Origin of the sequence: Bradyrhizobium sp. McL0615 (genome assembly GCF_049993905.1) — a bacterium.
GTDB lineage: Bacteria > Pseudomonadota > Alphaproteobacteria > Rhizobiales > Xanthobacteraceae > Bradyrhizobium.
This window is the reverse complement of sequence record NZ_CP188254.1, coordinates 5,137,339-5,157,255: the sequence shown is the minus strand read 5'-3', so window position 1 is coordinate 5,157,255 and position 19,917 is coordinate 5,137,339. Positions and strand designations below refer to the sequence as shown.

Genomic DNA, 19,917 nt, shown 5'->3' with positions numbered 1-19,917 from the left:
TTTGCTGTGACCAGTTACGTTCTCATTGGGCTGGGCGTGCTGATCGCCGTGCTGACCGTTGTCGCCGTGCTCGATCTGCTGCCGCCGTTGCGCATCGTCCCCGACGACACGCATTTCGATTTCACACGCTTTCGCCGCATCAGCTTTCCGATCTCGGCGGCGCTCTCGATCGTCGCTATCGTGCTGTTCTTCACCCACGGGCTGAATTTCGGCATCGACTTCAGGGGCGGCACGCTGCTGGAAGTGCAGAACAAGTCCGGCCCTACCGATATCGGCGCGATGCGCGCGACACTGAGCGCGCTCGGGCTCGGCGACATCCAGTTGCAGCAGTTTGGCGGTCCCTCGGACGTGCTGATCCGGGTGGCCGAACAACCGGGCGGTGACGCCGCGCAGCAGGCGGCCGTGCAGAAGATTCGTGGCGCGCTCGGAGAGAGCGTGGACTACCGCCGCGTCGAAGTGGTTGGCCCGCGCGTCTCCGGCGAATTGCTTGCCTATGGCATGCTGGGCCTGATGCTCGCGATTTTCTCAATCCTGATTTATCTCTGGTTCCGGTTCGAATGGCAGTTCGCGCTGGGCGCTATGATCGCCAACGTCCACGACATCGTGCTGACGATCGGATTCATGTCGATCTCGCAGGTCGATTTCGACCTCACCAGTATCGCCGCGCTCTTGACCATTCTCGGCTACTCCCTGAACGATACGGTCGTGATCTACGACCGCATCCGGGAAATGCTGCGTCGCTACAAGAAAATGCCGATGCCGCAGCTCCTCAATGAATCCATCAATTCGACGCTGTCGCGCTCGATCATCACCCACGTCACGGTGACGCTGGCCTTGCTGGCCCTGCTGCTGTTCGGCGGCCATGCGATCCACAGCTTCACGGCGGTCATGATGTTCGGCGTGGTGCTGGTCGGCACCTATACCTCGATCTTCATCGCCGCGCCGATCCTGATCTATCTCGGCGTTGGTGAGCATCGCGACGCGCCGGATAAGCCTGCGAAGAAGTAAGGCAGGTCCGAAAAGCCTGCCCTCGGGCTTGCCCCGGGGTTGGGAACCGATTTTCGGAAAAAGATCATGCCAAATCGAACGACTACATCCTCGGACGCCCCGCATCTTCCGAGGTCGGCGCCGATCGAAGCCTACGGCAAGGGCGGCTTCGCCTTCGCCGACATGTCGCATCGTGGCTCGCTGCTGTGCCTGCCGGATGCGATCTGGGCCTGGCAGGTGACCAGGCCTGCGGAGATCGACGAATATTCGCTCTCGCGCGTCTTCAAGGCTGCCAATTCCATCGACACGCTGATCGTCGGCACCGGCACTGAAGTCTGGGTGCCGCCGCGGGGCCTGCGCGAGGCGCTGCGCGCCGTGCACGTGGTGCTCGATGCGATGCAGACGGGACCTGCCATCCGCACCTACAACATCATGCTGGGCGAGCGCCGACGGGTCGCTGCGGCATTGATCGCGGTGCCATGAGCGGGGCGGCGACGTCGAAGGAATCCGCAGCGTTCTGCGCCGATCTGGTGCGTACGCACGACTTTGCCCGCTATGCGTCGACGCTGTTCCTGCCACAGATCCAGCGCTGCGCGCTACTGGCGGTCTACGCCTTCAATGTCGAGATATCGCGGGTGCGCGACCAGGTCAGCCAGCCGCTGCCGGGCGAAATGCGGCTGCAATGGTGGACCGACATGCTGCAAGGCGCCGGCCATGGTGGCGTCGAGGGCAATCCGGTCGCGGCCGAACTGCTGCAGACGATCGGTGAATTCCGCCTGCCGGTTGAGCCGCTGACGCGGCTGATCGAGGAGCACCAGTTCGACCTCTACAACGATCCGATGCCGTCGATGGCGGCGCTGGAAGGCTATGTCACTGACACCTCCTCGGCGCTGTTCTCGCTTGGCGCGCGGATCGCGGTACAGCCGTCGGCCGTGATCGACCATCTCGCCCGCCATGCTGGCCTCGCCCAGGGCATGGCGCAGGTGATCGCAGCGCTGCCGCTTGATGCCGCGCGGCGCCAGCTGTTCCTGCCGCTGCAGCTGCTGCAGCAACACGGCAGCGGGATCGAGGAAGTCTTTTCGGGCAAGCAGACGCCGCGAACGCGTGCCGCGATCGATCAGTTGGCGGGCGACGCCCGAAAGCATCTCGACACCGCCTTCGAGCTGCTCACGCATGTGCCGCCGCAGGCACGGCCGGTGTTCCTCCCGCTGGCGCTGGTCCGCCGCGACCTGACGCGCCTGTCGCGCGCAGACGCCGATCCCTTCGCACCGCAGGCGACGTCGCGGCTGCGGACCCTGTGGACGCTGTGGCGTGCCTCACGATCGCGCGAGTTCGTCGGGTAGAAAGCCTGCCGCGCATAGAGGCCGTCGTCATACCCCGCGAAAGCGGGGTATCCAGTACGCCGCGGCCTTCCGTTCAATCGGTGACGTCTCTGGAATACTGGGTCACCCGCCTTCGCGGGTGATGACAGCAAACGCTAAGCTGACGGCCTATCCATATCCGCGGACTCAAAATTGAACCGGTCCCGCAAATTCTTGCGCCTTTCCAGAATGTCCTTCAGGAACGCGCGGTCGACCTCGTTCTTGATCAGCGGCTCGATCAGGTCGACCTGGTTCATGGCGACGAGCTGCAATATCTCGGTGCGCGGTTTGCCGGCGGCATCGCGCGGCAGGGCATGCACCACCTGGATATGCTCCGGCGGCTTGACGCCCTTGGCGGAAGACAATTCGCTGCGCAACTGCTTTTCCAGCGCGACCTCGTCGGCCTCGACAAAGGCATACAGCCCGACGCCGGTGCGGCGGTCGGCGAACGCGACGATGGCGGTGTCGCGCACTTCAGGGTTCTTCCTGATCAGGTCGATCAGCACCGGCGCATCGTTGACCAGCCGGCGGCCGCCGCCTTCGCGATCGGTGAAATTGAACAGGCCGCGGGTGATGGCCTGATACACCTTCTTGCCGGTCTTGAGCCAGATGCTGGCGACAAAGGACTTGCGCGCGAGGATCTTGCGCTCCATCGGCGTCAGCGCCTGCGGCGCATAGCTGCGCTTGTGCTTCAGCAGATGCCGCAGGTCCTCATAGGCCGCTATCCGGAACAGGCGGCTTCTCGTCTTGAAGCAGGCGGCCAATTGAAAATCAGTCACATAGGCGCGGCCATCGCTGCCGCGCAGCCAGTTCTGCTCCTTGGCGAGATCGTTATGGCAGATGCCGGCGCGGTGCAGCTTGCGCAGGGCGAGCTTCGCGGACCGGAAGTAAGCGAGGTCGCCATGGGGTTTGGCCAGATGCAGCGCGACGCCATCGATGAAGCCGCGCATCAGCGCTTGCCGGCCGGCCCATAGCAGCTTCGGGCCGACGTCGAGATCGCGCGCCAGCGCCAGCGCGCGGCGTTCGCGGGCGAACAAATGGCGGGCGAGCGGATAGGACCACAGCGGCACCTGATCGAGCCGGCGCAGCACCGCGTCGACCTCGCCGGCATCATCGCGAAAGCGGCCGCGCTCGACGGTCGAGAACACGTCGCGCTTCAGCAGCACGCCTTCGGTCCAGCGCGCCGACAGAATGGCGGCGTCATCTTTCGGCAAGCTCATGGTGTTACGCCGCCGCCGCTACGCGAAGATGATCGGCGATCCAGCGATCGAGATCGGCCATCGCGCGGGCGCTCAGCGCCTGCTTTTTTGCTACCGTCTTCTCGTTGCCGCGCAGCCGTGTGCCGTCCGCTTTCTTGGTCGGCAAGCTCGCCAGCGGCTGGAACAGCCCGAAATTGATGTTCATCGGCTGGAATGAGCGCGTTCCGGCCTCTGATGTTTCGATGTGGCCCCCGGTGATATGCCCGAGCAGCGAGCCCAGCGCCGTGGTCACGGGCGGCGGCTCAAGCGACTGCGCCCGTGCGTTCGCCGCGGCGTAAAGACCCGCGATCAGGCCGATGCTGGCGGATTCCACATAGCCCTCGCAGCCGGTCATCTGGCCGGCAAAGCGCAGCCTTGGCTGCGCGCGCAGCCGCAACTGGCCGTCGAGCAGCTTTGGCGAGTTCAGGAAGGTGTTGCGGTGCAGGCCGCCGAGCCGGGCGAATTCAGCATTCTCGAGACCCGGAATGGTGCGGAACACGCGCTGCTGCGCGCCGTAGTGCAGCTTGGTCTGGAAGCCGACGATGTTGTAGAGCGTGCCGAGCTTGTTGTCCTGCCGCAGTTGAACGATCGCGTAGGCCTTGACCGTCGGGTTGTGGGGATTGGTCAGTCCTACCGGTTTCATCGGTCCGTGCCGCAGGGTTTCCGGACCGCGTTCCGCCATCACTTCGACCGGCAGGCAGCCGTCGAAATAGGGCGTGTTGGTCTCCCAGTCCTTGAAATCGACCTTCTCACCGGCCAGCAGTGCCGCGACGAAGCCGTCATACTGCTCTTTCGTCATCGGGCAGTTGATGTAGTCGGCGCCGGTGCCGCCGGGCCCGACCTTGTCGTAGCGCGACTGAAACCACGCCACCGACATGTCGATAGAATCCTTGTGCACGATCGGCGCGATCGCATCGAAGAACGCCAGCGCGTTCTCGTCCGTCAGCTGGCGGATGGCGTCCGCCAACGGCGCCGAAGTGAGGGGGCCGGTCGCGACGATCACGTTGCCCCATTCGGCCGGCGGCAGCCCGGCGATTTCGGCGCGGTCGACCTCGATCAGGGGATGGTCGTGCAGCGCGCGGGTGACGGCTGCGGAAAACCCGTCGCGGTCGACCGCCAGAGCCCCGCCTGCGGGCACCTGGTTGGCGTCGGCGCAGCGCATGATCAGCGAGCCAAGCCGGCGCATTTCGGCATGCAGCAGGCCCACAGCGTTGTTGGCGGCATCGTCCGAGCGGAACGAGTTGGAGCAGACGAGCTCGGCCAGGCCTTCGGTGCGGTGCGCCTCGGTCATGCGCAACGGCCGCATCTCGTGCAGAACCACGCGAACGCCTGCATTGGCGACCTGCCAGGCGGCTTCCGAGCCGGCGAGGCCACCGCCAATCACATGGACGGTATCAGTTTGGGGAGCTGAGGAAATCATGCGCGCAGCGTTAGCGCGTTTTCGCGCCAAGCGCACCGGTTCGCGTGAAGAAAACGCGTCAAACCAAAGGCCGAACACGACAACGCCCGCAGCAGGGCGGGCGTTATCCGTTCGTCAGGTGGCCGAACAGAAAATCAGCTGCTGTAGTTTCCGGCTGCAACGCGCGGAATGTCCGCACGATCGAGGCCGATATCGGCGAGTTCGCGATCGCTGAGCTGGGACAGTTCGCTGACATTGCGCTGATAATCCCGGAACGCCTGGATCATGCGGATGAGCGAGAGTAACATCGTAGTCTCCTTGAAGTTACGATTCAGCCTTTGAGATCGGCCTCATCGTTGAAATGAATATAGCTTGGATTCTGCAGTGCAGAAGTTCCGATGTTGCGGTGCAGCTAATCCTAAAACGCATGACGGCGGTAAGGGCAGCTTAACCTTTGCGCATGGCTGCCGGATCGGCCGAGCAGCGCGCTCCCTCGCGCGACCGGGCTATGCAAGTAATGCCGTAAATTTGTGGGTTTCTTGTAATTTCGTGATCGTTTCTGTCGTTTGACCAAGTGGCGGTAGCGAGGGCAGAACACAAGTCCGCGACCGGACCGCCCGAACAAAATGTGCAAACTGACTAGGTTTTTTGGAATTTTCTTATGCACGAATCGCATGTGTCGTGCCGATAAATAATGAATATAAATTCATTATTATGATCGGTGAAACTAGGCCTGCTTGCAGGCGTGGAACTCTGCGGCCAGCCCGCGTGACGGTTCCATTTCGTCAGCACCCGCACGCTTAAGGTTGATGATGGGCGGTCGGTGTCATTGCGTAGGCGTCTCGCCTTTGACCTTTCGGGATGAGGAAGACAGGCCTCAATTGCTTTGTCCTCTTGTCATCAGCGCTGCATCGAACTCGCGCCTGAGGTGTCTCCACCGTGGAAATGAATTTGCAGCATCACCAACGATGATTGCCACAAGGCTGCGCCGGCCTTTCTTACCGGACTGTAATGAAAAAGCATGATTCCGCATAAGTCCTCTGCGCGCTGCGCTCAGAACCTCGCGCGAAGTTCATTCTGAAAGTTCTCACGATTCAGCGAACAATCGCTTTGCAGACGGCAATGATGCTGTCTGTCCAAAAACAAAAGGGGAGCTACCAATGCTCAACAAATTACTCGCGGCCACTGCGATAGCAGCCATGGCATACGCCGTCTCTCCGGCCGATGCCGCGCGAGTCAAGGCGGGCTGCAGCGGCGACAATCTTAGCAAGACTGAATCAATGATCGAAACTATGGCGGACGGCGAGGGGAAAATCGCTGCCCAGAAGGAAATTGCGGCTGCCCAGGATGCTATGCTGAGCGGCAAGATGGGTGTCTGTGCGTCACATCTGAGCAAGGCGATGCACGTGGGTACGGCGAAGTAGATCAGCTTGCAAAGGGCCGGTCGGCTTCCGATCGGCCCTTTGAATTTTTCTATTCAAGGCGCGCGCGAAAGCTGGGTCGCGAAATAGGCGATGGTCTTGGCGTAGACCTCGCTCTTGTTCCATTCCTTGATCGCCGCGAAATTGGCGCTGCCGGGCTCCCAGTCCTTGCCGCGTTGCCAGCCGTGGCTGGCGAGGAAGTTGGCGGTCGAGGCCAGCACGTCCGGTGGGCTGCGCAGCAGGTCGCGACGGCCGTTGCTGTCGAAATCGACCGCGTACTTGACGTAGGACGACGGCATGAACTGGGTCTGGCCGATTTCGCCGGCCCATGCGCCGCGCAGATCCTGCGGCGCGATATCGCCGCGCTCGACGATGCGCAGCGCGTCCATCAACTCCGCTTTGAACAGATCGCTGCGGCGGCAATCATAGGCCAGCGTCGCCAGCGCGCGCAGCGTCTGGAATTTTCCGATGTTGACGCCGAAATCGGTTTCCAGGCCCCAGATCGCCACCAGCACATCGCCGGGCACGCCATACTTCTCCTCGATGCGCCCGAGCACCGAACCGTATTGCTTGAGCATGTTGGCGCCACGGGTCAGCCGGGGCGGAACCATGCGGCCGGAGAATTCCTCAAACGTCTGGCTGAACACCTTTTGCGATGAGTCGCGAGCCAGTACGCTCTTGTCGAGCGTCACGCCTGTCAGACCAGCCTGGATGGCGGAAGCCGAGATCCCCTTGGCGGCAGCTTCCTTCTTGAAATCTTCCAGCCACGTTTCGAACGGGCCCGTGCCACAGGGCGCTGCTAACGCCGGCATCGTAGAAGTCAGCAACAGCGCGCCCAGGGTCAGGGCGCGCAGAGAAAGGCGGGAGATCATCGTGCCGTTCGCTCCTCGACGATGCGTCATTGACGGTTCGTGTCTATGTCACGTCGAATGTTCGAAGCAAGATCGGCCAAAACAAGGCTGAGGCCGTTGTCTTCGATACCTTTCCGTTGAAGATGCTCAATTCATCGTTAGCGTGCGGTGAACGACACCACCGCCGGTCGGTTCGGCCGGCGGTGTGATCGATCGGGTTCCGTCCAGGCTTATGCGCTGTCCTTGCGCCGCCAGGGGAACAGATTGGCCGGGAAATCGGCGGCGGGCTTGCGCTCGCGCTGCGCGCGGGGCGGAAGCGGCTGCGGATTGAGTTCCGGCTCGATCACCTCCCGGTAGAGATGCCAGGTGGCGTGACCGAGCAGGGGGATGACGACGGCAAGGCCGAGGAAGGCCGGCAACGATCCCGCCACCAGCAGCACCGCGACGATCAAGCCCCAGGCCGCCATCGGCACGGGATTGCGTGCGACGGCGCGCAGCGAGGTCACCATCGCATCGCCGGCGCCGGCATGACGGTCGAGCATCAACGGGAACGACACCACGCTGATGCACAGCGCGACGAGCGCGAACAGGAAGCCGACACCGCAGCCAATCACGATCAGCCACCACCCTTGCGTCGTCGTCAGCACGCGTTCGGCGAAATCGGAAACGCCGGTCGCGCCGGCATACCCGAACGCGGCGATGTAGATCGCCTGCGCGGTCGCCACCCATGTCACGAACAGCGCGAGCAATAGCACGCCGAGCCCGAGCATCGCGCCGAACGACGGCGAGCGTACGACCTCGAGCGCGTCCCAGGCGGTTGCCTGTTCGCCGCGTTCGCGACGGCGGCTCATTTCATAGAGACCGAGCGCGGCAAACGGGCCGAGCAGGGCGAAGCCGGCGGCGAGCGGAAACAGCAGCGGCAGCACCGAATAGCCGTGCACGGCGCGCGCCAGCATCAATCCGAGCACGGGGTAGATGATACACAGGATGATGGCGTGGCTTGGTACGGCTTTGAAGTCTTCCCAGCCGCGCTGCAAGGCCCGATGGAGTTCCGATAGGCCGATGGTTCGGATAACGGGCGCGGCGGCGGTGTCAGGTCCGCTCTGCGCCACCGTTGTGACATTGCCGTGATAGGTGGCCATGGTCGCTGTCTCCCTCGCGGTCGCATTGCGCGCCAACCGAAAGACGCCAAGCGCCGTTCATAAAACGATCACGATCAAGCCAGACGCGAAAACAGGATGGGGAAACTGGCCACGTCGCGAACTGAGTCAACAGCGTACTCCCAAACAGCGACAAACGCACTCACGCTTCGGTGAATGTTTCGTTGGCAAAGCTTCATCCGGCTGGCTAGACTGGCCGGCGATCCCGGTGTGGTGCTGCCGGTCAGACAGCGCCGCCAGAGACTCAACCCCATCCACAAGTCATTGGGAGCGAACGATGAGCATTTTCGGAAAAATCATGGGCGCGATTTTCGGCACCAAGGCAGACGCTGCGCCGGCCGGCGGTGGCGCAGCCGCGGGTGCTGGATCGTCCGGTGGGGCTGCCGGATCTTCTGGTGGGGCTGCAGCGCCAGCCGGCGCAACCGTCGAGGTCGCACCCATCCTCGACCAGGCGGTGAAGGCCAAGGGCGAAAAGCTGGAGTGGCGCACCTCGATCGTCGATCTGATGAAGGCGCTCGACATCGATTCCAGCTTCGCGGCGCGCAAAGAGCTGGCGAAGGAACTCGGCTATACCGGCGATAGCAACGATTCCGCCAGCATGAACATCTGGCTGCACAAGCAGGTCATGACCAAGCTGGCCGCCAATGGCGGCAAGCTGCCTCCTGACATCAAGCACTGACGCTTCGCCCGGTTCACAGATGCAAAGGCCCGCGGTGACGCGGGCCTTTTTCTTTGGTGCGATTGCAATGCAACAACGCGCAAACGGTATCCACTTCGTGAGAAAAACGCTGTAGATACGGGCGGACAAGAAGACTTTGCAAAACAAGGAGGACGCCGATGAGCCATCAAGAGCTTCGATCGTTCTGCCGTGCTCGGGCCGATTCACCCCGCAGCCAAGACCGGACATTTCACCAAGGGCGCGATCTCGCTGGCGGTGAACGGCACGGTCAAGCAGAACTCCGATCTGCGTAACATGATCTGGAGCGTGGCCGAGCAGATCGCCAAGCTTTCGGATGCCTTCGAACTCAAGCCGGGCGATATCATCTATTCGGGCACGCCGGAAAATGTCGGCCCGGTCGTGAAGGGCGACGTCCTCCTGTGCAAGCTCGAAGGCCTGCCGGATATGTCGATCCGGATTACGTGAGGTTTGTCATTCGGCCACGCATGTCATTCCGGGTTCGCGCTAATGCGCGCCCCGGAATGCCGGTGTGCAATGTCACCCCGTCAGATCGGCAAATTCCGGGTTTTTGCGCAGATAGTCCACGACGAACCCGCAGCCGGCGATGACCTTGCGGCCGTCGGCACGGATCAGTTCGAGCGCGCCCCTGACCAATTCGGAAGCGATGCCGCGGCCGCGCAGCGCGCGGGGCGTTTCGGTATGGGTGATGATGACCGCCGCGGGCGTAATGCGATAATTCGCAAACGCCACAGCGCCGCCGACATCGAGTTCGAAGCGGTTTTGAGCCTTGTTGTCGCGGACGGCGGCCATGCAACGATTCCCGGATGATTTACCGTTTCATTTAGGGACATGAACCCGGCGATGCAAACCGGCGACGGCGCCCGCGGCTCGCTCCAAGATCTTTGCAGGCGGGCCTTGCAACGGGTTGTGGGGTTCCTAGGTCTTTTGCATGACATACGCCGCCGAGGCGGCCGGGTCTGGGCTCGATATCGAAAATGCTGTGATCGCGGCCGCCGACGTATGCCTCTTTTCAACGGGAGGTCTGCAATGTCCGGCTTTGGTTTCTTCAACAAGCATCGCACGTGGGAAGACTGGTTCGGCATGCTGCTTGGCATGCTGATCGTGGTATCGCCGTGGTTTCCGTTCTCCAGCCATGACGTGATGGACGCCGAACGCAGCACCATGATCCTGAATACGTTCGTGGTCGGCATGCTGGTCTTCGGCCTGGCCCAGCTCGAATATGTCGCACTGCAGCGCTGGGAGGAGGTGGCGGAGATCGCGCTCGGCCTCTGGCTAATCGCCTCGCCCTTCGTCCTCGGCTACTCCGGTGACGATCTGCTTCGGGCCTGGCACATCGCCCTCGGCGCAATCATCGTCCTGCTGGGGGCGCTCCAGCTTTGGCAGGACTGGCGGTTGAGCGACCAGGAACTGGCCAACCATCCGCAGTAATTGCGGGCGGGGCCCGCCGGCCCGATACGTGACCGGCGGGCCCTCGACTAAATCCCTAGTGCTTCAATGAATTGGCGAGCAAGGCGCGGACCGACCACGGGCTGCCGTCGATGGCCCCCTTGATGTCGTCGATCTTCCACTGCCCGGCCTCCTGGACAAAGTCGTAGCGGATAATTTTGTCGGCCGCGTTGGCGCGCGCCTCCCGCTGATGGCTTTCGATCGTGACGGCGACGGTCGCCTTGCCGGCTCCCTGCTGCTCGGCGGCCAGCCTGAACGACTTCACGTCGGGATCCTGCGAGTTGGTGACGGGATCGAAATCCACCGGCCCGACGTCGCCCTTCTTCGTGCGGGCGTCCGCCTTGGCCCAGAGTGCGACCAGCGCGTTCGACAGGTATTTTGTTCGGGCAGCCTTGGTCTGAATCACAAATGTGCCGCCGCCATCGCCCTTGCCCTGGGCGACACGGGTGTAGATCGCGGTCAGGATGCCGGCGGGGTCGTCGGGCGCCGCCAGCGCCGCGCGCGGCAAGGTGGCCGCCAGCAGGCCGGCTGCGCCAGACAATATCAGCTTTCGACGGGTAACCATGGTGATCTCTTAAATCGTTGGTGCGGGCTTATGGACGGGAGTGCGGGGCTGGCTATGGTGATGCGTGCAACGCTTGCCGGGAGATTATCATGGCCAATGAAAAAGGCCCCAACATCAAGAAGAAGCAGAAATGCAAGAATTGCGAGGGCAAGGGCCTGCTGAAGAAGGGCGACAGGGTGGTCAAGTGCCAGCGTTGCAAGGGGACCGGCGTACGGTGACGCCGGCCCGCCGTCGATTTGAGCTGGCACGAGGCTTTCTGCTATCGTTGCGATGAGGTGTTCCATGTCTGTTTTTCGAAGCGTGATGGTCGATTCGCTGTGACTGAAACCGTGACTATTCCCACCCCGCGCGGCGGCCTGGCGCGGATGTCGCGCCGGGTGATGAACCTGGCGCACATGCTGACCCAGAATGCCCGCCGCCACGGCGACCGCACCGGCTTCATCTGGGGCGACAAATCCTGGACCTGGCGCGAGATCGACGGCCACGTCTCCGCGCTGGCGGCGGGCCTCGCCGCGCGGGGCATCGCCAAGGGCGACCGCGTCCTGGTGCATTCCAAAAATTGCGACGAGATGTTCTGGTCGATGTTTGCGGCCTTCAGGCTCGGCGCCGTCTGGGTGCCGACCAATTTCCGCCTGATGCCGGACGAGGTCGCCTATCTCGCCACCGCTTCCGGTGCGAAGGCTTTTCTGTGCCATGGCGATTTTCCGGATCACGCCAAGGCGGCCGCCAATCCCGCGCTGGAATTTATCTGGCGGATCGGCGAGGGCGCGTTTGGCGAAAAATCCGTGGGCGGCGTGATCGCCGATCATGCGGGCACCAAGGTCGATAACGCCGCGGTCGATTACGACGATCCCTGCTGGTTCTTCTTCACCTCCGGTACCACCGGGCGCTCCAAGGCGGCGGTGCTCACCCACGGGCAGATGGCCTTTGTGGTGACAAATCATCTCGCCGACCTGATGCCGGGCACGACGGAGACGGATGCCTCGCTGGTGGTCGCGCCGCTGTCGCATGGCGCCGGTGTGCACCAGCTCGTGCAGGCCGCGCGCGGCGTGCCGACCATCCTGCTGCCGTCGGAGAAATTCGATATCGCCGAAGCGTTCCGGCTGATCGAGGCGCACCGCGTCAGCAACATTTTTACGGTGCCGACCATTTTGAAGATGATGGTCGAGCATCCCGCGGTCGATAAATATGATCACTCGTCGCTGCGCTTCGTGATCTATGCCGGCGCGCCGATGTACCGGGAGGACCAGAAGGCGGCGCTCGGCAAGCTCGGCCAGGTGCTGGTGCAGTATTTCGGGCTTGGCGAGGTAACCGGCAACATCACGGTGATGCCGGCCAATCTGCACGATCCCGAGGACGGCCCACAGGCCCGCATCGGCACCTGCGGCTTCGAGCGCACGGGCATGCAGGTCTCGATCCAGGGCGATGACGGGCGCGAGCTGAAACCGTTCGAGACCGGCGAGATCTGCGTGATCGGTCCCGCCGTGTTTGCCGGCTATTACGACAACCCCGAGGCCAACGCGAAGGCGTTTCGCGACGGCTGGTTTCGTACCGGCGATCTCGGCCACATGGACGAGGAGGGCTTTGTCTACATCACCGGCCGCGCTTCCGACATGTACATCTCCGGCGGCTCCAACATCTATCCGCGCGAGGTCGAGGAGAAGATTCTCACCCATCCGGCGATCGGCGAGGTGGCGGTGCTCGGCGTGCCCGACTCGTTCTGGGGCGAGGTGGGAGTAGCCGTTTGCGTCGCGCGCGAGGGCGCTGGCGCCGTGAGCGAGGCGGAGCTCGCCGCATTTCTTGCGCCGAAGGTGCCGCGCTACAAAATGCCAAAACGCTTCTTCTTCTGGGAGGCGCTGCCGAAATCCGGCTACGGCAAGATTCCAAAGCGGCTGGTCCGCGACGAACTCGAGGCGCGAGGGCTGCTTGAGCTCATTTCCAAAACGGGTAGCTGAGGCGATGCGCAGCATCGAGCAGCCCGGGCCGCCGGTGCCCGAGCGCATCCAATGGGTCGAGGCGCGGGGCCGAGCGTTTTCATTCACGCTTGCCGCCGGCCTGCCGCTGCTGGAGGCCGTGCGCCGCGGCTTTGCCGAGGCCGGATTTTCCGGCGGCGTGCTGAGCATGCAAGGAGGGGCGCTTGGGCCGTTTGCCTATGTGATGCCGGCGCTGTCGAAGACTGGCGCCAATGCGGCGTTCTACAGCGACACGTTTCGTCCCTCCGGCGTCACGCGGCTGAAGCTCGGCGCGATGACGCTCGGCGAGCGTGACGGCGCGCCGTTCTTCCATTGCCACGGACTGTGGACCGAGACTGATGGATATCTGCATGGTGGCCACATTCTGCCCGAGGAGAGCATGGTCGCCGAGTCGTTCGCGGTGGAAGCGTTCGGCATCGACGGCGCGATGTTCACGGCCGCGCTCGATCCCGAGACCAATTTCAAATTGTTCGGCCCCGTCGCGCGCGCCGGCACGGATGTGGAGGCCGACAGCCGCGCCTTCGCGCTGCGGTTGCGGCCGAATCAGGAGTTTTCTGCGGCGCTGGAGACCTTCTGCCGCCAGCACGGCATCCTGCGCGCGCGCATTCATGGCGGAGTCGGAAGCACGATCGGCGCGCATTTCTCCGACGGCCGCACCGTTGTGCCGTTTGCCACCGAGCTTGCGATCAAGGCCGGCAGCATCGCGCCCGGCGCTGATGGGACGCTGCAGGCGGAGCTCGATATCGCGCTGGTCGATTATCTCGGCGGCATCGCCGAGGGCCGGCTGATGCGCGGCGACAATCCGGTGCTGATGACGATGGAGCTGGTGCTCGAGGTGATCTGAGTGCTTCTGTGGTCCGTGGGGTGGGCAAAGGCGCGATTGCGCCGTGCCCACCATCTCTCGGGTTCGTGTGCTGAATGGTGGGCATGCTTGCGCTTTGCCCACCCTACGCAGCTACACAACCAAGTTGCTGTCTTACCGGAAGTGATAGTTCACGCCGACCTTGATGGTGTGGAAGTCGACGGTGCCGGAGTCAAACAGGTCGCCGCCTAGGTTGTAAGTCTTGCCGCCGAGGTTGGTGTACATGTATTCGCCCTTGGCCGACCAGTTTGGAGTGAACAAATATTCGAGACCGCCACCGATGGTATATCCCGTGTGAGTCTGGCTATCCGAAAACGACGCGCCGAGCGCTGGCACTGAAACCGAGTCCTTTCTGTTGGCCCACGCAAAACCGGCCTTGGCGTAGATGAGGGCCGCATCCATTGCGAAGCCCGCACGGCCGGTCACGCTGCCGAACGAGTTGATCTTGAGTTCCTCCGTGGCCAGGACGCCCCCGCCGATGTCTGCGGTGAGGCTGTCCTTGATGCTGGCGCCGGCGGCGTCGACTTCGACACCGAAAACAAACTGACTGCCTGGGAGCTGCCAGTTGTAGCCGACCGTGCCGCCGCCGAAGCCGCCGCTACTGTTGCCACTGTCCCAGCCATAGCCGCCCATCGCGCCGATGTAGAAGCCGGACCAGTTGTACACCGCAACCACCGCCGCCGGGGGCGCCTTGGTGTAGGGCCGGGCCTGCATGTCGGCAGCCGAGGCCGCAGTCGCGACCGAAAGGGCCGCACCAGCTATAAGTAGTAGTTTCATATTTTGTCCCCTAAAGTTGAGCATACGTATAACCCCCTGCGGGCTCGATAGCGAACCGATCGCACCGGCATGGTGACGCATCGTTGTGGAAGTGGGCGCGAACGCGCCCTTAAAGAGCCGTCTGCAAGCGATGTCCGGCGGATGTGAGAACGTTCACTTGCGGGTTAACCATACGATTTGTATGCCGGCAAAAGTTGGACCGAAGCGCGACGGCGCATTGACGCGGGCAGGTTGCCATTTCGACGGCACTGCGGCGGCGCACGGCGCGGAGTTGTTCGACTTGTGAAGAGAGCGGCGGCTGTGTTCGTGCGATCACGATCGTTGTGTCCGCGTGTGCGAGTGCTCAGTACGCTGCGGTTTGCCGTTTAAAGCATCGATATCGCTTGGAATATTGGGAAGCGTCGTGGTGCACTCGCTCCACGTCATTGCGAGCGAAGCGAAGCAATCCATTCTTTCTTTATGCCGCAGCATGGATTGCTTTTGCGCGAAGGGCTGGACAGATTTTTGGTGATTTGCCCGTCGTGTCAATTGGTCGCAGGCCGCTGCATGAAGTTGTGCTTGCGCGCAAAGCAAATCAGTTCGCAGCCAGTGGGGCGGGCAAAGAGAAGCGTGGCCACCATCTTTCGTCGAACATGTCTTGAAATGGTGGGCACGCTTTGCCTGCCCTGCGACTGCAGCATTTGCCTCATCTGCGTTTGCGCACGTGAACATTGATATCGATGTCGATATCGCTCACGCAGGTCTGTGTCGTCTGATGTGAGCCGCCTTCATGCCAGCGGCCGGAGCGTGGGCGCGCCCCGCTGACGTTGGCGAGCTTCAGGCAGCGCCATTGCGGCAACGGTCCTGAGCTCTCGCCGCCGAACTGCCAAGCCAGCACGACCTCTTCGCCGCGTTTGTTGGTGCCGATGATGTGCGGGCACAGCTCGCGGACGCGGCCGTCATAGCGGCACACGACCTGCTGCTCGCTGAGGATGGCGTTGCGGAAGAGGGTGTAGGTGGGGCTTGGCATTGTCGTTCTGTGCAGAGTGGATTGCTATCGGGGGTTGCGTGACGATCGAGATATATGCAGAGAATGCGATGTTGTTCCATCGGACCTGTGCTCATGGCCTCACGACGAAACAAGCCGATCAACCTGCCGGCGCCGTATCTCAAGCGGATCTGGGTCGAGCCTTCGCGGATCACCAATCGCGAGGCCTATCCGTTCTGCCTGCCGTTGCTGCGCGACGATTTCGAGCTGAGTTTTGACAAGGCGATTACCATCATCGTCGGCGAGAACGGTACGGGCAAATCCACACTTCTTGAAGGCATCGCCGTGCTCGCCGGCTACGACGAGGCCGGCGGCGGCAAGGGGTACATGACGGTCGACCACTCATGGGCGTTGGAAAAAATGGGAGGTCGATTATCCAGCGCGTTGCGGGCGAGTTGGCTGCCCAAAATCACCAACGGCTGGTTTTTCCGCGCCGAAAGCTTTTTCTCGGTCGCCCGATACCTGGACGAGATGGCCCAGAAATATCCATTGGGAGGAGGCCCACCGCCCGACTTCCTCTCCCATTCCCACGGCGAAGGCTTCTTGCGCTTCTTCGAGGAACGCTGCCAGCGCCAGGGCATCTTCATCTTCGACGAGCCGGAATCCGCGCTGTCGCCCTCGCGTCAGATCGCGTTTCTGAAGCTGATGCGGCGGATGGAGGACATCGGCCGTTGCCAGATCATCATGGCGACCCACTCGCCGATGCTGATGGCCTATCCGAACGCAACGCTGCTGCGGCTGACGAAGTACGGACTGGAGCCGGTGAAGGTAAAGGACACCGACCACTACAAGGTCATGCGGGAGTTTTGTGAGGACCCGAAGGGGTTTGTCGACGCGGCGATTGTGGAGTGAGCAGGGTGCGCTTCGTAGGGTGGGTAGAGCGAAGCGAAACCCACCGGCGGTGCCGCAACGCGCGACAAACGATGGGTATCGCTTCGCTCCACCCATCCTACGCCGCCGATGCGGGCTATCCGGGCGGGACGCTCGTCTTCCCGGCGGCGCCACAAACCAGCCTCCTTTGGTCTGAAAATGCGTTATCATAACGCGGCTGCACGCCTGCGCAGGCCAACAAAGACAATGGGGAAACGACATGAGGACGACGCTCGCGAGGGTGGGGGCCGCAGTGGCGGCGCTGGCAGTGATAGGCGTAGCCTGGGCGCATGGGCCGACCCGCCAGAAGGTGCGGGAATCGATCGAGATCAACGCGCCGCCGGCCAAGGTGTGGGCCGTGATCGGCAATTTTCAGGACATGAGCTGGCTGCCGCCGGTCAGCAAGACCGAGGGCGACAAAGGCAACGCGATCGAGGCCACGCGGAAGTTGACGCTGGCGACCGGCGCGACCGTCGATGAGGAACTCTACAAATACGATGCCGAGAAGATGACCTATTCGTACCGGATCACCGCCGTGGATGTGAAGGTGCTGCCGGTCACCAACTATTCGTCCACCCTGACGATCACGCCCAGCGCCGACGGCAAGGGCAGCACGCTGGAGTGGGCCGGCGCGTTCTATCGCGGCTTTCCCAACAACGATCCGCCGCCGGAACTGAGCGACGAGGCCGCGGTGAAGGCGGTGAGCGGGCTCTATAAGGCTGGCCTCGAGGCGCTGAAGAAGAAGGTCGAAAGCGGAAGCTGACCGTGCGGGCGATCGCTCTGGCGGCGCTCGTCGCCGGCATCGGCACCGCCTGGACCGGGCAGGCGAGGGCCGAGGAGGCCTTCGTCACCAATCAGCTCAGCGAGAACCTGACGGTCGTGGATCTCACATCCTTGCAGCCGGTCGCGACCATCGCGATCGGCGGCAAGCCTGCGGGCGTCGCCATCACGCCGGATGGACGCTTTGCCTATGTGACGAGCCCCGACGCCAAGGCGCTGACGGTGGTCGATGCCGCCGCACGCCGGGTCGTGGGCAGGATCAACACCGGCGGTGGTCCGCTCGGTGTCGCAGTGGCGCCGGATGGCGCCACCGTCTACGTGGCCGACTGGTACGCCGCGGCGGTGCGGGTGATCGATCCGGTAGCGCAGCGCGTGATCGCCGATATCGCGGTCGGCGCCTCGCCGTCGGGCCTCGCGGTGACGCCGGACGGGCGGCTCCTGCTCTCGGCCGACCGCGACGCCGACAGCGTGTCCGTCATCGACACCGCGACGCGCCAGCGGCGGGCCGTGATCAAGGTCGGGGAGCGCCCGTTTGGCATCACCATCGATGCGGAGGGCCGGCGCGCCTACACCGCCAATGTCGGCTCGAACGACGTGTCGGTGATCGACATCGCCGAGAACAGAGAGATCGGGCGTGTGAAGACGGGCTTGCGCCCCTATGCGGTCGCACTCGCGCAAGGCCGCGGCTTCGTCACCGACCAGTATGACGGCACCGTCAGCGTGTTCGATCTCGTAACGCTGGTGCCGGTCAAGCGCATCACTGTCGGCGATTACCCGGAAGGGATCGCGGCGACGGCGGACGGTAAGCGGATCATCGTGGCGAACTGGGAGAGCAACTCGATCAGCGTGATCGATGCGGTCGAGCTGAAGGTGATAGGCGAGGTCAAGGTCGGCGACGGGCCGCGGGCGTTCGGGGCGTTTCTGCGGCGGTAGTGGCCGTAGGATGGGTGGAGCGAAGCGATACCCATCATCTCTCCGCGCGCGGGATTGATGGGTTTCGCTGCGCTCTACCCATCCTACATGCGTCCGTGAGTCGCGGCGTCGGACGCCCGCTCGTGCCGCGTTTATTTGTGCTATGATGCCGGGAGAACAGAGAAGACAGGGAGGACGCCATGCCGCATACCCTGGTGCCCAGTGATCGCGTTGAGCACGTGAGCGTCTACTGCCGCGACGGCACAAAGCTCGGCTCGATCGAACGCCTGATGCTCGACAAGGCCAGCGGAACGGTAGCCTACGCCGTCATCAAGACCGGAGGGCTGCTCGGCAGCCACCATCATTGTCCGATCCGGTGGGACGCCCTCCGGTTTGATCCCGCGCGTCAGGCCTACCAGACCGACGTGACGGTGGAAGATCTGCGCGCGGGGCCGTCCGAACTCGATGAAGAAGCCTTCGACTGGGGCGACCGATCGCGCCCGCATCCGCATTATTGGACGGTGTAGTGGGCCGACGAATTAGCTGTAGGCACAAAGCTCCGCTCGACGTAGTGAGAAATGGCGGATTGCGCTTCGCTAATCCGCCCAACGCTCGCTGCCTATGAGCTCAGTACGGTCTTGAAATGGAGTTCAGATAGCTTATTCGAGATGATAAATCTGAGAAGTAGAACTAGCATGCCGATTGCAAACAACTGACTGTTGTACTCTTCATCAAGTCGCTTTTTGTTTTCATCTTCGTTGCTTCGGAAGAATGATCGTATTTGTCGATCTCCATGGATCATTCTGGACCGGAAATTGTATGAATCTGCAATCATTTTTGCTAGCCAGCGAAGGTCAATCTTCTCTGCAAAGAGGGCACCGAGCTTTTCCTTTAACTGCCCGATCGATGATCGGCCGCTTTCGACCACGAGGGCTTCGATTCCGGCTAAAGCCCAAACAAGATTAGACAACTCGTCATTTCGAAATTCGCCGACAAATAATCTCGTAAAGTAGTTTAACGCGCGCGAGGCCGATGTATCACTATATCCGTCGAACATTCCGTTTTGAGCGAATGTCCAGTTTATGACAGCATTCACTTCGAGATCAATTTCTGGAAAGGCATTCTCTTTTCTCAAAAATTCAACCGACCCATGAATTTCAGATAAGTAGCAGCGATCAACTCTGCAGTTGGATCCATCCAGGATCCAAATGCCCCTGGTGGGACGAACCGCCTCCTTCGTATGCAATGGCCAAAGCGCAAAAATAGGTTTGAACTGTAAGCTCTAGGTCATGCGATAAAGAAGCTCTCCAATTGGCGACTGATTGTTCGGTCGTTCGCTTAATTCTTGCTCCGCTATGATCCGTCCAAAAATATTTTTCTTGACCTGGAAATTCGAAGTTGGCCGAGAATTCCAAAACAGCGTCGCCCGCTTGAAGAAATGGGGATTTGCTGAAATGTCGCTTTAGTTGATCGGCTGTGCATGGTCGTGCCGCAATAGTGAGGGTTTCCCCGTTGTGCGTAAAACTACCTCGGATGGGAATCGTTTTTCCTGCTCTAAAATGCTCGAAGAACTGACGATATCGACTTT

The 19,917-nt window shown here is 62.2% G+C and carries 23 protein-coding genes and 2 pseudogenes; 15 read left to right on the top strand and 10 right to left on the bottom strand.

All coding sequences use genetic code 11. The features are described 5' to 3' along the window. Positions 1-6 precede the first annotated feature (6 nt). The 3 genes from secF (at position 7) to ACPPVP_RS24490 (ending at position 2,330) form a co-directional block, all read left to right on the top strand. Entirely contained in the window at positions 7-1,008 is a 1,002-nt protein-coding gene (gene secF / locus ACPPVP_RS24500) for a protein translocase subunit SecF (protein WP_426525234.1), read from the top strand. A gap of 66 nt (positions 1,009-1,074) precedes the next feature. After that, on the top strand, positions 1,075-1,470 hold the full coding sequence (locus ACPPVP_RS24495; protein ID WP_426525232.1) for an Mth938-like domain-containing protein: 396 nt from the start codon (positions 1,075-1,077) through the stop codon (positions 1,468-1,470). Beyond that, a complete protein-coding gene (locus tag ACPPVP_RS24490; protein ID WP_426525230.1) occupies positions 1,467-2,330 on the top strand; it encodes a phytoene/squalene synthase family protein in 864 nt (287 codons plus the stop codon). Before ACPPVP_RS24495 ends, ACPPVP_RS24490 begins: the two co-directional genes overlap by 4 nt. Before the next feature lie 134 nt (positions 2,331-2,464). Here the strand turns inward: ACPPVP_RS24490 and ACPPVP_RS24485 are convergent, their stop codons facing one another. From ACPPVP_RS24485 to ACPPVP_RS24475, 3 genes are all read right to left on the bottom strand, one after another. Beyond that, positions 2,465-3,568, bottom strand: a complete 1,104-nt coding sequence (locus ACPPVP_RS24485; RefSeq protein ID WP_426525228.1) for a serine/threonine protein kinase — start codon at positions 3,566-3,568, stop codon at positions 2,465-2,467. A 4-nt stretch (positions 3,569-3,572) separates the two neighbouring features. Further along, positions 3,573-5,006 carry a methylenetetrahydrofolate--tRNA-(uracil(54)-C(5))-methyltransferase (FADH(2)-oxidizing) TrmFO gene (gene trmFO / locus ACPPVP_RS24480; RefSeq protein WP_426525226.1) on the bottom strand — a complete coding sequence of 478 codons (1,434 nt, stop codon included), beginning with the start codon at positions 5,004-5,006 and terminating at the stop codon, positions 3,573-3,575. A 134-nt stretch (positions 5,007-5,140) separates the two neighbouring features. Continuing rightward, positions 5,141-5,293, bottom strand: a complete 153-nt coding sequence (locus ACPPVP_RS24475; protein ID WP_426525224.1) for a DUF1127 domain-containing protein — start codon at positions 5,291-5,293, stop codon at positions 5,141-5,143. Positions 5,294-6,145: 852 nt separating this feature from the next. Here ACPPVP_RS24475 and ACPPVP_RS24470 point away from each other — a divergent pair. Then, a complete protein-coding gene (locus ACPPVP_RS24470; RefSeq protein ID WP_426525222.1) occupies positions 6,146-6,409 on the top strand; it encodes a hypothetical protein in 264 nt (87 codons plus the stop codon). Positions 6,410-6,462: 53 nt separating this feature from the next. On the opposite strand, the gene ACPPVP_RS24465 is transcribed toward ACPPVP_RS24470, so the two are convergent. Together ACPPVP_RS24465 and ACPPVP_RS24460 are read right to left on the bottom strand one after the other, a co-directional pair. Beyond that, the gene (locus ACPPVP_RS24465; RefSeq protein WP_426538038.1) at positions 6,463-7,278 is read right to left on the bottom strand and encodes a lytic murein transglycosylase; all 816 of its coding nucleotides are present in this window, start codon (positions 7,276-7,278) and stop codon (positions 6,463-6,465) included. A 209-nt stretch (positions 7,279-7,487) separates the two neighbouring features. Next, a complete protein-coding gene (locus ACPPVP_RS24460; RefSeq protein ID WP_426525220.1) occupies positions 7,488-8,399 on the bottom strand; it encodes a DUF2189 domain-containing protein in 912 nt (303 codons plus the stop codon). A gap of 295 nt (positions 8,400-8,694) precedes the next feature. Between ACPPVP_RS24460 and ACPPVP_RS24455 the strand changes: the two genes are divergently transcribed. Both ACPPVP_RS24455 and ACPPVP_RS24450 read left to right on the top strand, forming a co-directional pair. After that, positions 8,695-9,096 carry a DUF3597 domain-containing protein gene (locus tag ACPPVP_RS24455; protein ID WP_426525218.1) on the top strand — a complete coding sequence of 134 codons (402 nt, stop codon included), beginning with the start codon at positions 8,695-8,697 and terminating at the stop codon, positions 9,094-9,096. A 168-nt stretch (positions 9,097-9,264) separates the two neighbouring features. Continuing rightward, positions 9,265-9,561, top strand: a pseudogene (locus ACPPVP_RS24450) (fumarylacetoacetate hydrolase family protein); the annotation flags it as partial. 72 nt (positions 9,562-9,633) lie between these two features. Here the strand turns inward: ACPPVP_RS24450 and ACPPVP_RS24445 are convergent. Beyond that, positions 9,634-9,906 (bottom strand): GNAT family N-acetyltransferase, encoded by a 273-nt coding sequence (locus tag ACPPVP_RS24445; RefSeq protein WP_426525216.1) that lies wholly within the window; start codon positions 9,904-9,906, stop codon positions 9,634-9,636. Positions 9,907-10,143: 237 nt separating this feature from the next. Between ACPPVP_RS24445 and ACPPVP_RS24440 the strand changes: the two genes are divergently transcribed. Then, on the top strand, positions 10,144-10,545 hold the full coding sequence (locus ACPPVP_RS24440) for an SPW repeat protein (protein ID WP_426525214.1): 402 nt from the start codon (positions 10,144-10,146) through the stop codon (positions 10,543-10,545). 55 nt (positions 10,546-10,600) lie between these two features. On the opposite strand, the gene ACPPVP_RS24435 is transcribed toward ACPPVP_RS24440, so the two are convergent. Then, on the bottom strand, positions 10,601-11,128 hold the full coding sequence (locus ACPPVP_RS24435) for a DUF3828 domain-containing protein (RefSeq protein ID WP_426525212.1): 528 nt from the start codon (positions 11,126-11,128) through the stop codon (positions 10,601-10,603). A gap of 89 nt (positions 11,129-11,217) precedes the next feature. Here ACPPVP_RS24435 and ACPPVP_RS24430 point away from each other — a divergent pair, with 89 nt between their 5' ends. From ACPPVP_RS24430 to ACPPVP_RS24420, 3 genes are all read left to right on the top strand, one after another. Further along, the gene (locus tag ACPPVP_RS24430; protein ID WP_256467493.1) at positions 11,218-11,346 is read left to right on the top strand and encodes a hypothetical protein; all 129 of its coding nucleotides are present in this window, start codon (positions 11,218-11,220) and stop codon (positions 11,344-11,346) included. A 147-nt stretch (positions 11,347-11,493) separates the two neighbouring features. Beyond that, positions 11,494-13,083, top strand: a complete 1,590-nt coding sequence (locus ACPPVP_RS24425; RefSeq protein WP_426538036.1) for an acyl-CoA synthetase — start codon at positions 11,494-11,496, stop codon at positions 13,081-13,083. 4 nt (positions 13,084-13,087) lie between these two features. Further along, complete coding sequence (locus ACPPVP_RS24420) at positions 13,088-13,945, top strand: PCC domain-containing protein (RefSeq protein ID WP_426538034.1); 858 nt, start codon at positions 13,088-13,090, stop codon at positions 13,943-13,945. Positions 13,946-14,077: 132 nt separating this feature from the next. Here the strand turns inward: ACPPVP_RS24420 and ACPPVP_RS24415 are convergent, their stop codons facing one another. Beyond that, positions 14,078-14,740, bottom strand: coding sequence for an outer membrane protein (locus tag ACPPVP_RS24415; RefSeq protein ID WP_426525210.1), 663 nt, complete (start codon positions 14,738-14,740; stop codon positions 14,078-14,080). Between the two features lie 685 nt (positions 14,741-15,425). Then, positions 15,426-15,749, bottom strand: a complete 324-nt coding sequence (locus ACPPVP_RS24410) for a hypothetical protein (protein WP_426525208.1) — start codon at positions 15,747-15,749, stop codon at positions 15,426-15,428. Positions 15,750-15,953: 204 nt separating this feature from the next. Here ACPPVP_RS24410 and ACPPVP_RS24405 point away from each other — a divergent pair. The 5 genes and pseudogenes from ACPPVP_RS24405 to ACPPVP_RS24385 all read left to right on the top strand — a co-directional run. After that, positions 15,954-16,049, top strand: a pseudogene (locus ACPPVP_RS24405) (AAA family ATPase); the annotation flags it as partial. 45 nt (positions 16,050-16,094) lie between these two features. After that, the gene (locus ACPPVP_RS24400) at positions 16,095-16,619 is read left to right on the top strand and encodes an AAA family ATPase (RefSeq protein WP_426538032.1); all 525 of its coding nucleotides are present in this window, start codon (positions 16,095-16,097) and stop codon (positions 16,617-16,619) included. Positions 16,620-16,857: 238 nt separating this feature from the next. Further along, positions 16,858-17,400 carry an SRPBCC family protein gene (locus tag ACPPVP_RS24395; RefSeq protein WP_426525206.1) on the top strand — a complete coding sequence of 181 codons (543 nt, stop codon included), beginning with the start codon at positions 16,858-16,860 and terminating at the stop codon, positions 17,398-17,400. Between the two features lie 2 nt (positions 17,401-17,402). Then, the gene (locus tag ACPPVP_RS24390) at positions 17,403-18,350 is read left to right on the top strand and encodes a cytochrome D1 domain-containing protein (RefSeq protein WP_426525204.1); all 948 of its coding nucleotides are present in this window, start codon (positions 17,403-17,405) and stop codon (positions 18,348-18,350) included. Between the two features lie 179 nt (positions 18,351-18,529). Next, on the top strand, positions 18,530-18,856 hold the full coding sequence (locus ACPPVP_RS24385) for a PRC-barrel domain-containing protein (protein ID WP_426525202.1): 327 nt from the start codon (positions 18,530-18,532) through the stop codon (positions 18,854-18,856). A gap of 92 nt (positions 18,857-18,948) precedes the next feature. Here ACPPVP_RS24385 and ACPPVP_RS24380 read toward each other — a convergent pair whose 3' ends face one another. Beyond that, positions 18,949-19,464, bottom strand: coding sequence for a hypothetical protein (locus tag ACPPVP_RS24380; RefSeq protein WP_426525200.1), 516 nt, complete (start codon positions 19,462-19,464; stop codon positions 18,949-18,951). Positions 19,465-19,917: the final 453 nt, after the last annotated feature.

Excerpts from the sequence above, each read along its gene's own strand:
- ACPPVP_RS24475 (WP_426525224.1), bottom strand. The coding sequence starts at position 5,293 with ATGTTACTCTCGCTCATCCGCATGATCCAGGCGTTCCGGGATTATCAG.
- ACPPVP_RS24435 (WP_426525212.1), bottom strand. The coding sequence starts at position 11,128 with ATGGTTACCCGTCGAAAGCTGATATTGTCTGGCGCAGCCGGCCTGCTG.
- ACPPVP_RS24385 (WP_426525202.1), top strand. The coding sequence starts at position 18,530 with ATGCCGCATACCCTGGTGCCCAGTGATCGCGTTGAGCACGTGAGCGTC.
- ACPPVP_RS24430 (WP_256467493.1), top strand. The coding sequence starts at position 11,218 with ATGGCCAATGAAAAAGGCCCCAACATCAAGAAGAAGCAGAAATGCAAG.
- ACPPVP_RS24455 (WP_426525218.1), top strand. The coding sequence starts at position 8,695 with ATGAGCATTTTCGGAAAAATCATGGGCGCGATTTTCGGCACCAAGGCA.
- ACPPVP_RS24400 (WP_426538032.1), top strand. The coding sequence starts at position 16,095 with ATGACGGTCGACCACTCATGGGCGTTGGAAAAAATGGGAGGTCGATTA.
- ACPPVP_RS24470 (WP_426525222.1), top strand. The coding sequence starts at position 6,146 with ATGCTCAACAAATTACTCGCGGCCACTGCGATAGCAGCCATGGCATAC.
- ACPPVP_RS24395 (WP_426525206.1), top strand. The coding sequence starts at position 16,858 with ATGAGGACGACGCTCGCGAGGGTGGGGGCCGCAGTGGCGGCGCTGGCA.
- ACPPVP_RS24495 (WP_426525232.1), top strand. The coding sequence starts at position 1,075 with ATGCCAAATCGAACGACTACATCCTCGGACGCCCCGCATCTTCCGAGG.
- trmFO (WP_426525226.1), bottom strand. The coding sequence starts at position 5,006 with ATGATTTCCTCAGCTCCCCAAACTGATACCGTCCATGTGATTGGCGGT.
- ACPPVP_RS24410 (WP_426525208.1), bottom strand. The coding sequence starts at position 15,749 with ATGCCAAGCCCCACCTACACCCTCTTCCGCAACGCCATCCTCAGCGAG.
- ACPPVP_RS24485 (WP_426525228.1), bottom strand. The coding sequence starts at position 3,568 with ATGAGCTTGCCGAAAGATGACGCCGCCATTCTGTCGGCGCGCTGGACC.
- ACPPVP_RS24465 (WP_426538038.1), bottom strand. The coding sequence starts at position 7,278 with ATGATCTCCCGCCTTTCTCTGCGCGCCCTGACCCTGGGCGCGCTGTTG.
- ACPPVP_RS24420 (WP_426538034.1), top strand. The coding sequence starts at position 13,088 with ATGCGCAGCATCGAGCAGCCCGGGCCGCCGGTGCCCGAGCGCATCCAA.
- ACPPVP_RS24425 (WP_426538036.1), top strand. The coding sequence starts at position 11,494 with ATGTCGCGCCGGGTGATGAACCTGGCGCACATGCTGACCCAGAATGCC.
- ACPPVP_RS24415 (WP_426525210.1), bottom strand. The coding sequence starts at position 14,740 with ATGAAACTACTACTTATAGCTGGTGCGGCCCTTTCGGTCGCGACTGCG.
- ACPPVP_RS24460 (WP_426525220.1), bottom strand. The coding sequence starts at position 8,399 with ATGGCCACCTATCACGGCAATGTCACAACGGTGGCGCAGAGCGGACCT.
- ACPPVP_RS24440 (WP_426525214.1), top strand. The coding sequence starts at position 10,144 with ATGTCCGGCTTTGGTTTCTTCAACAAGCATCGCACGTGGGAAGACTGG.
- ACPPVP_RS24490 (WP_426525230.1), top strand. The coding sequence starts at position 1,467 with ATGAGCGGGGCGGCGACGTCGAAGGAATCCGCAGCGTTCTGCGCCGAT.
- ACPPVP_RS24445 (WP_426525216.1), bottom strand. The coding sequence starts at position 9,906 with ATGGCCGCCGTCCGCGACAACAAGGCTCAAAACCGCTTCGAACTCGAT.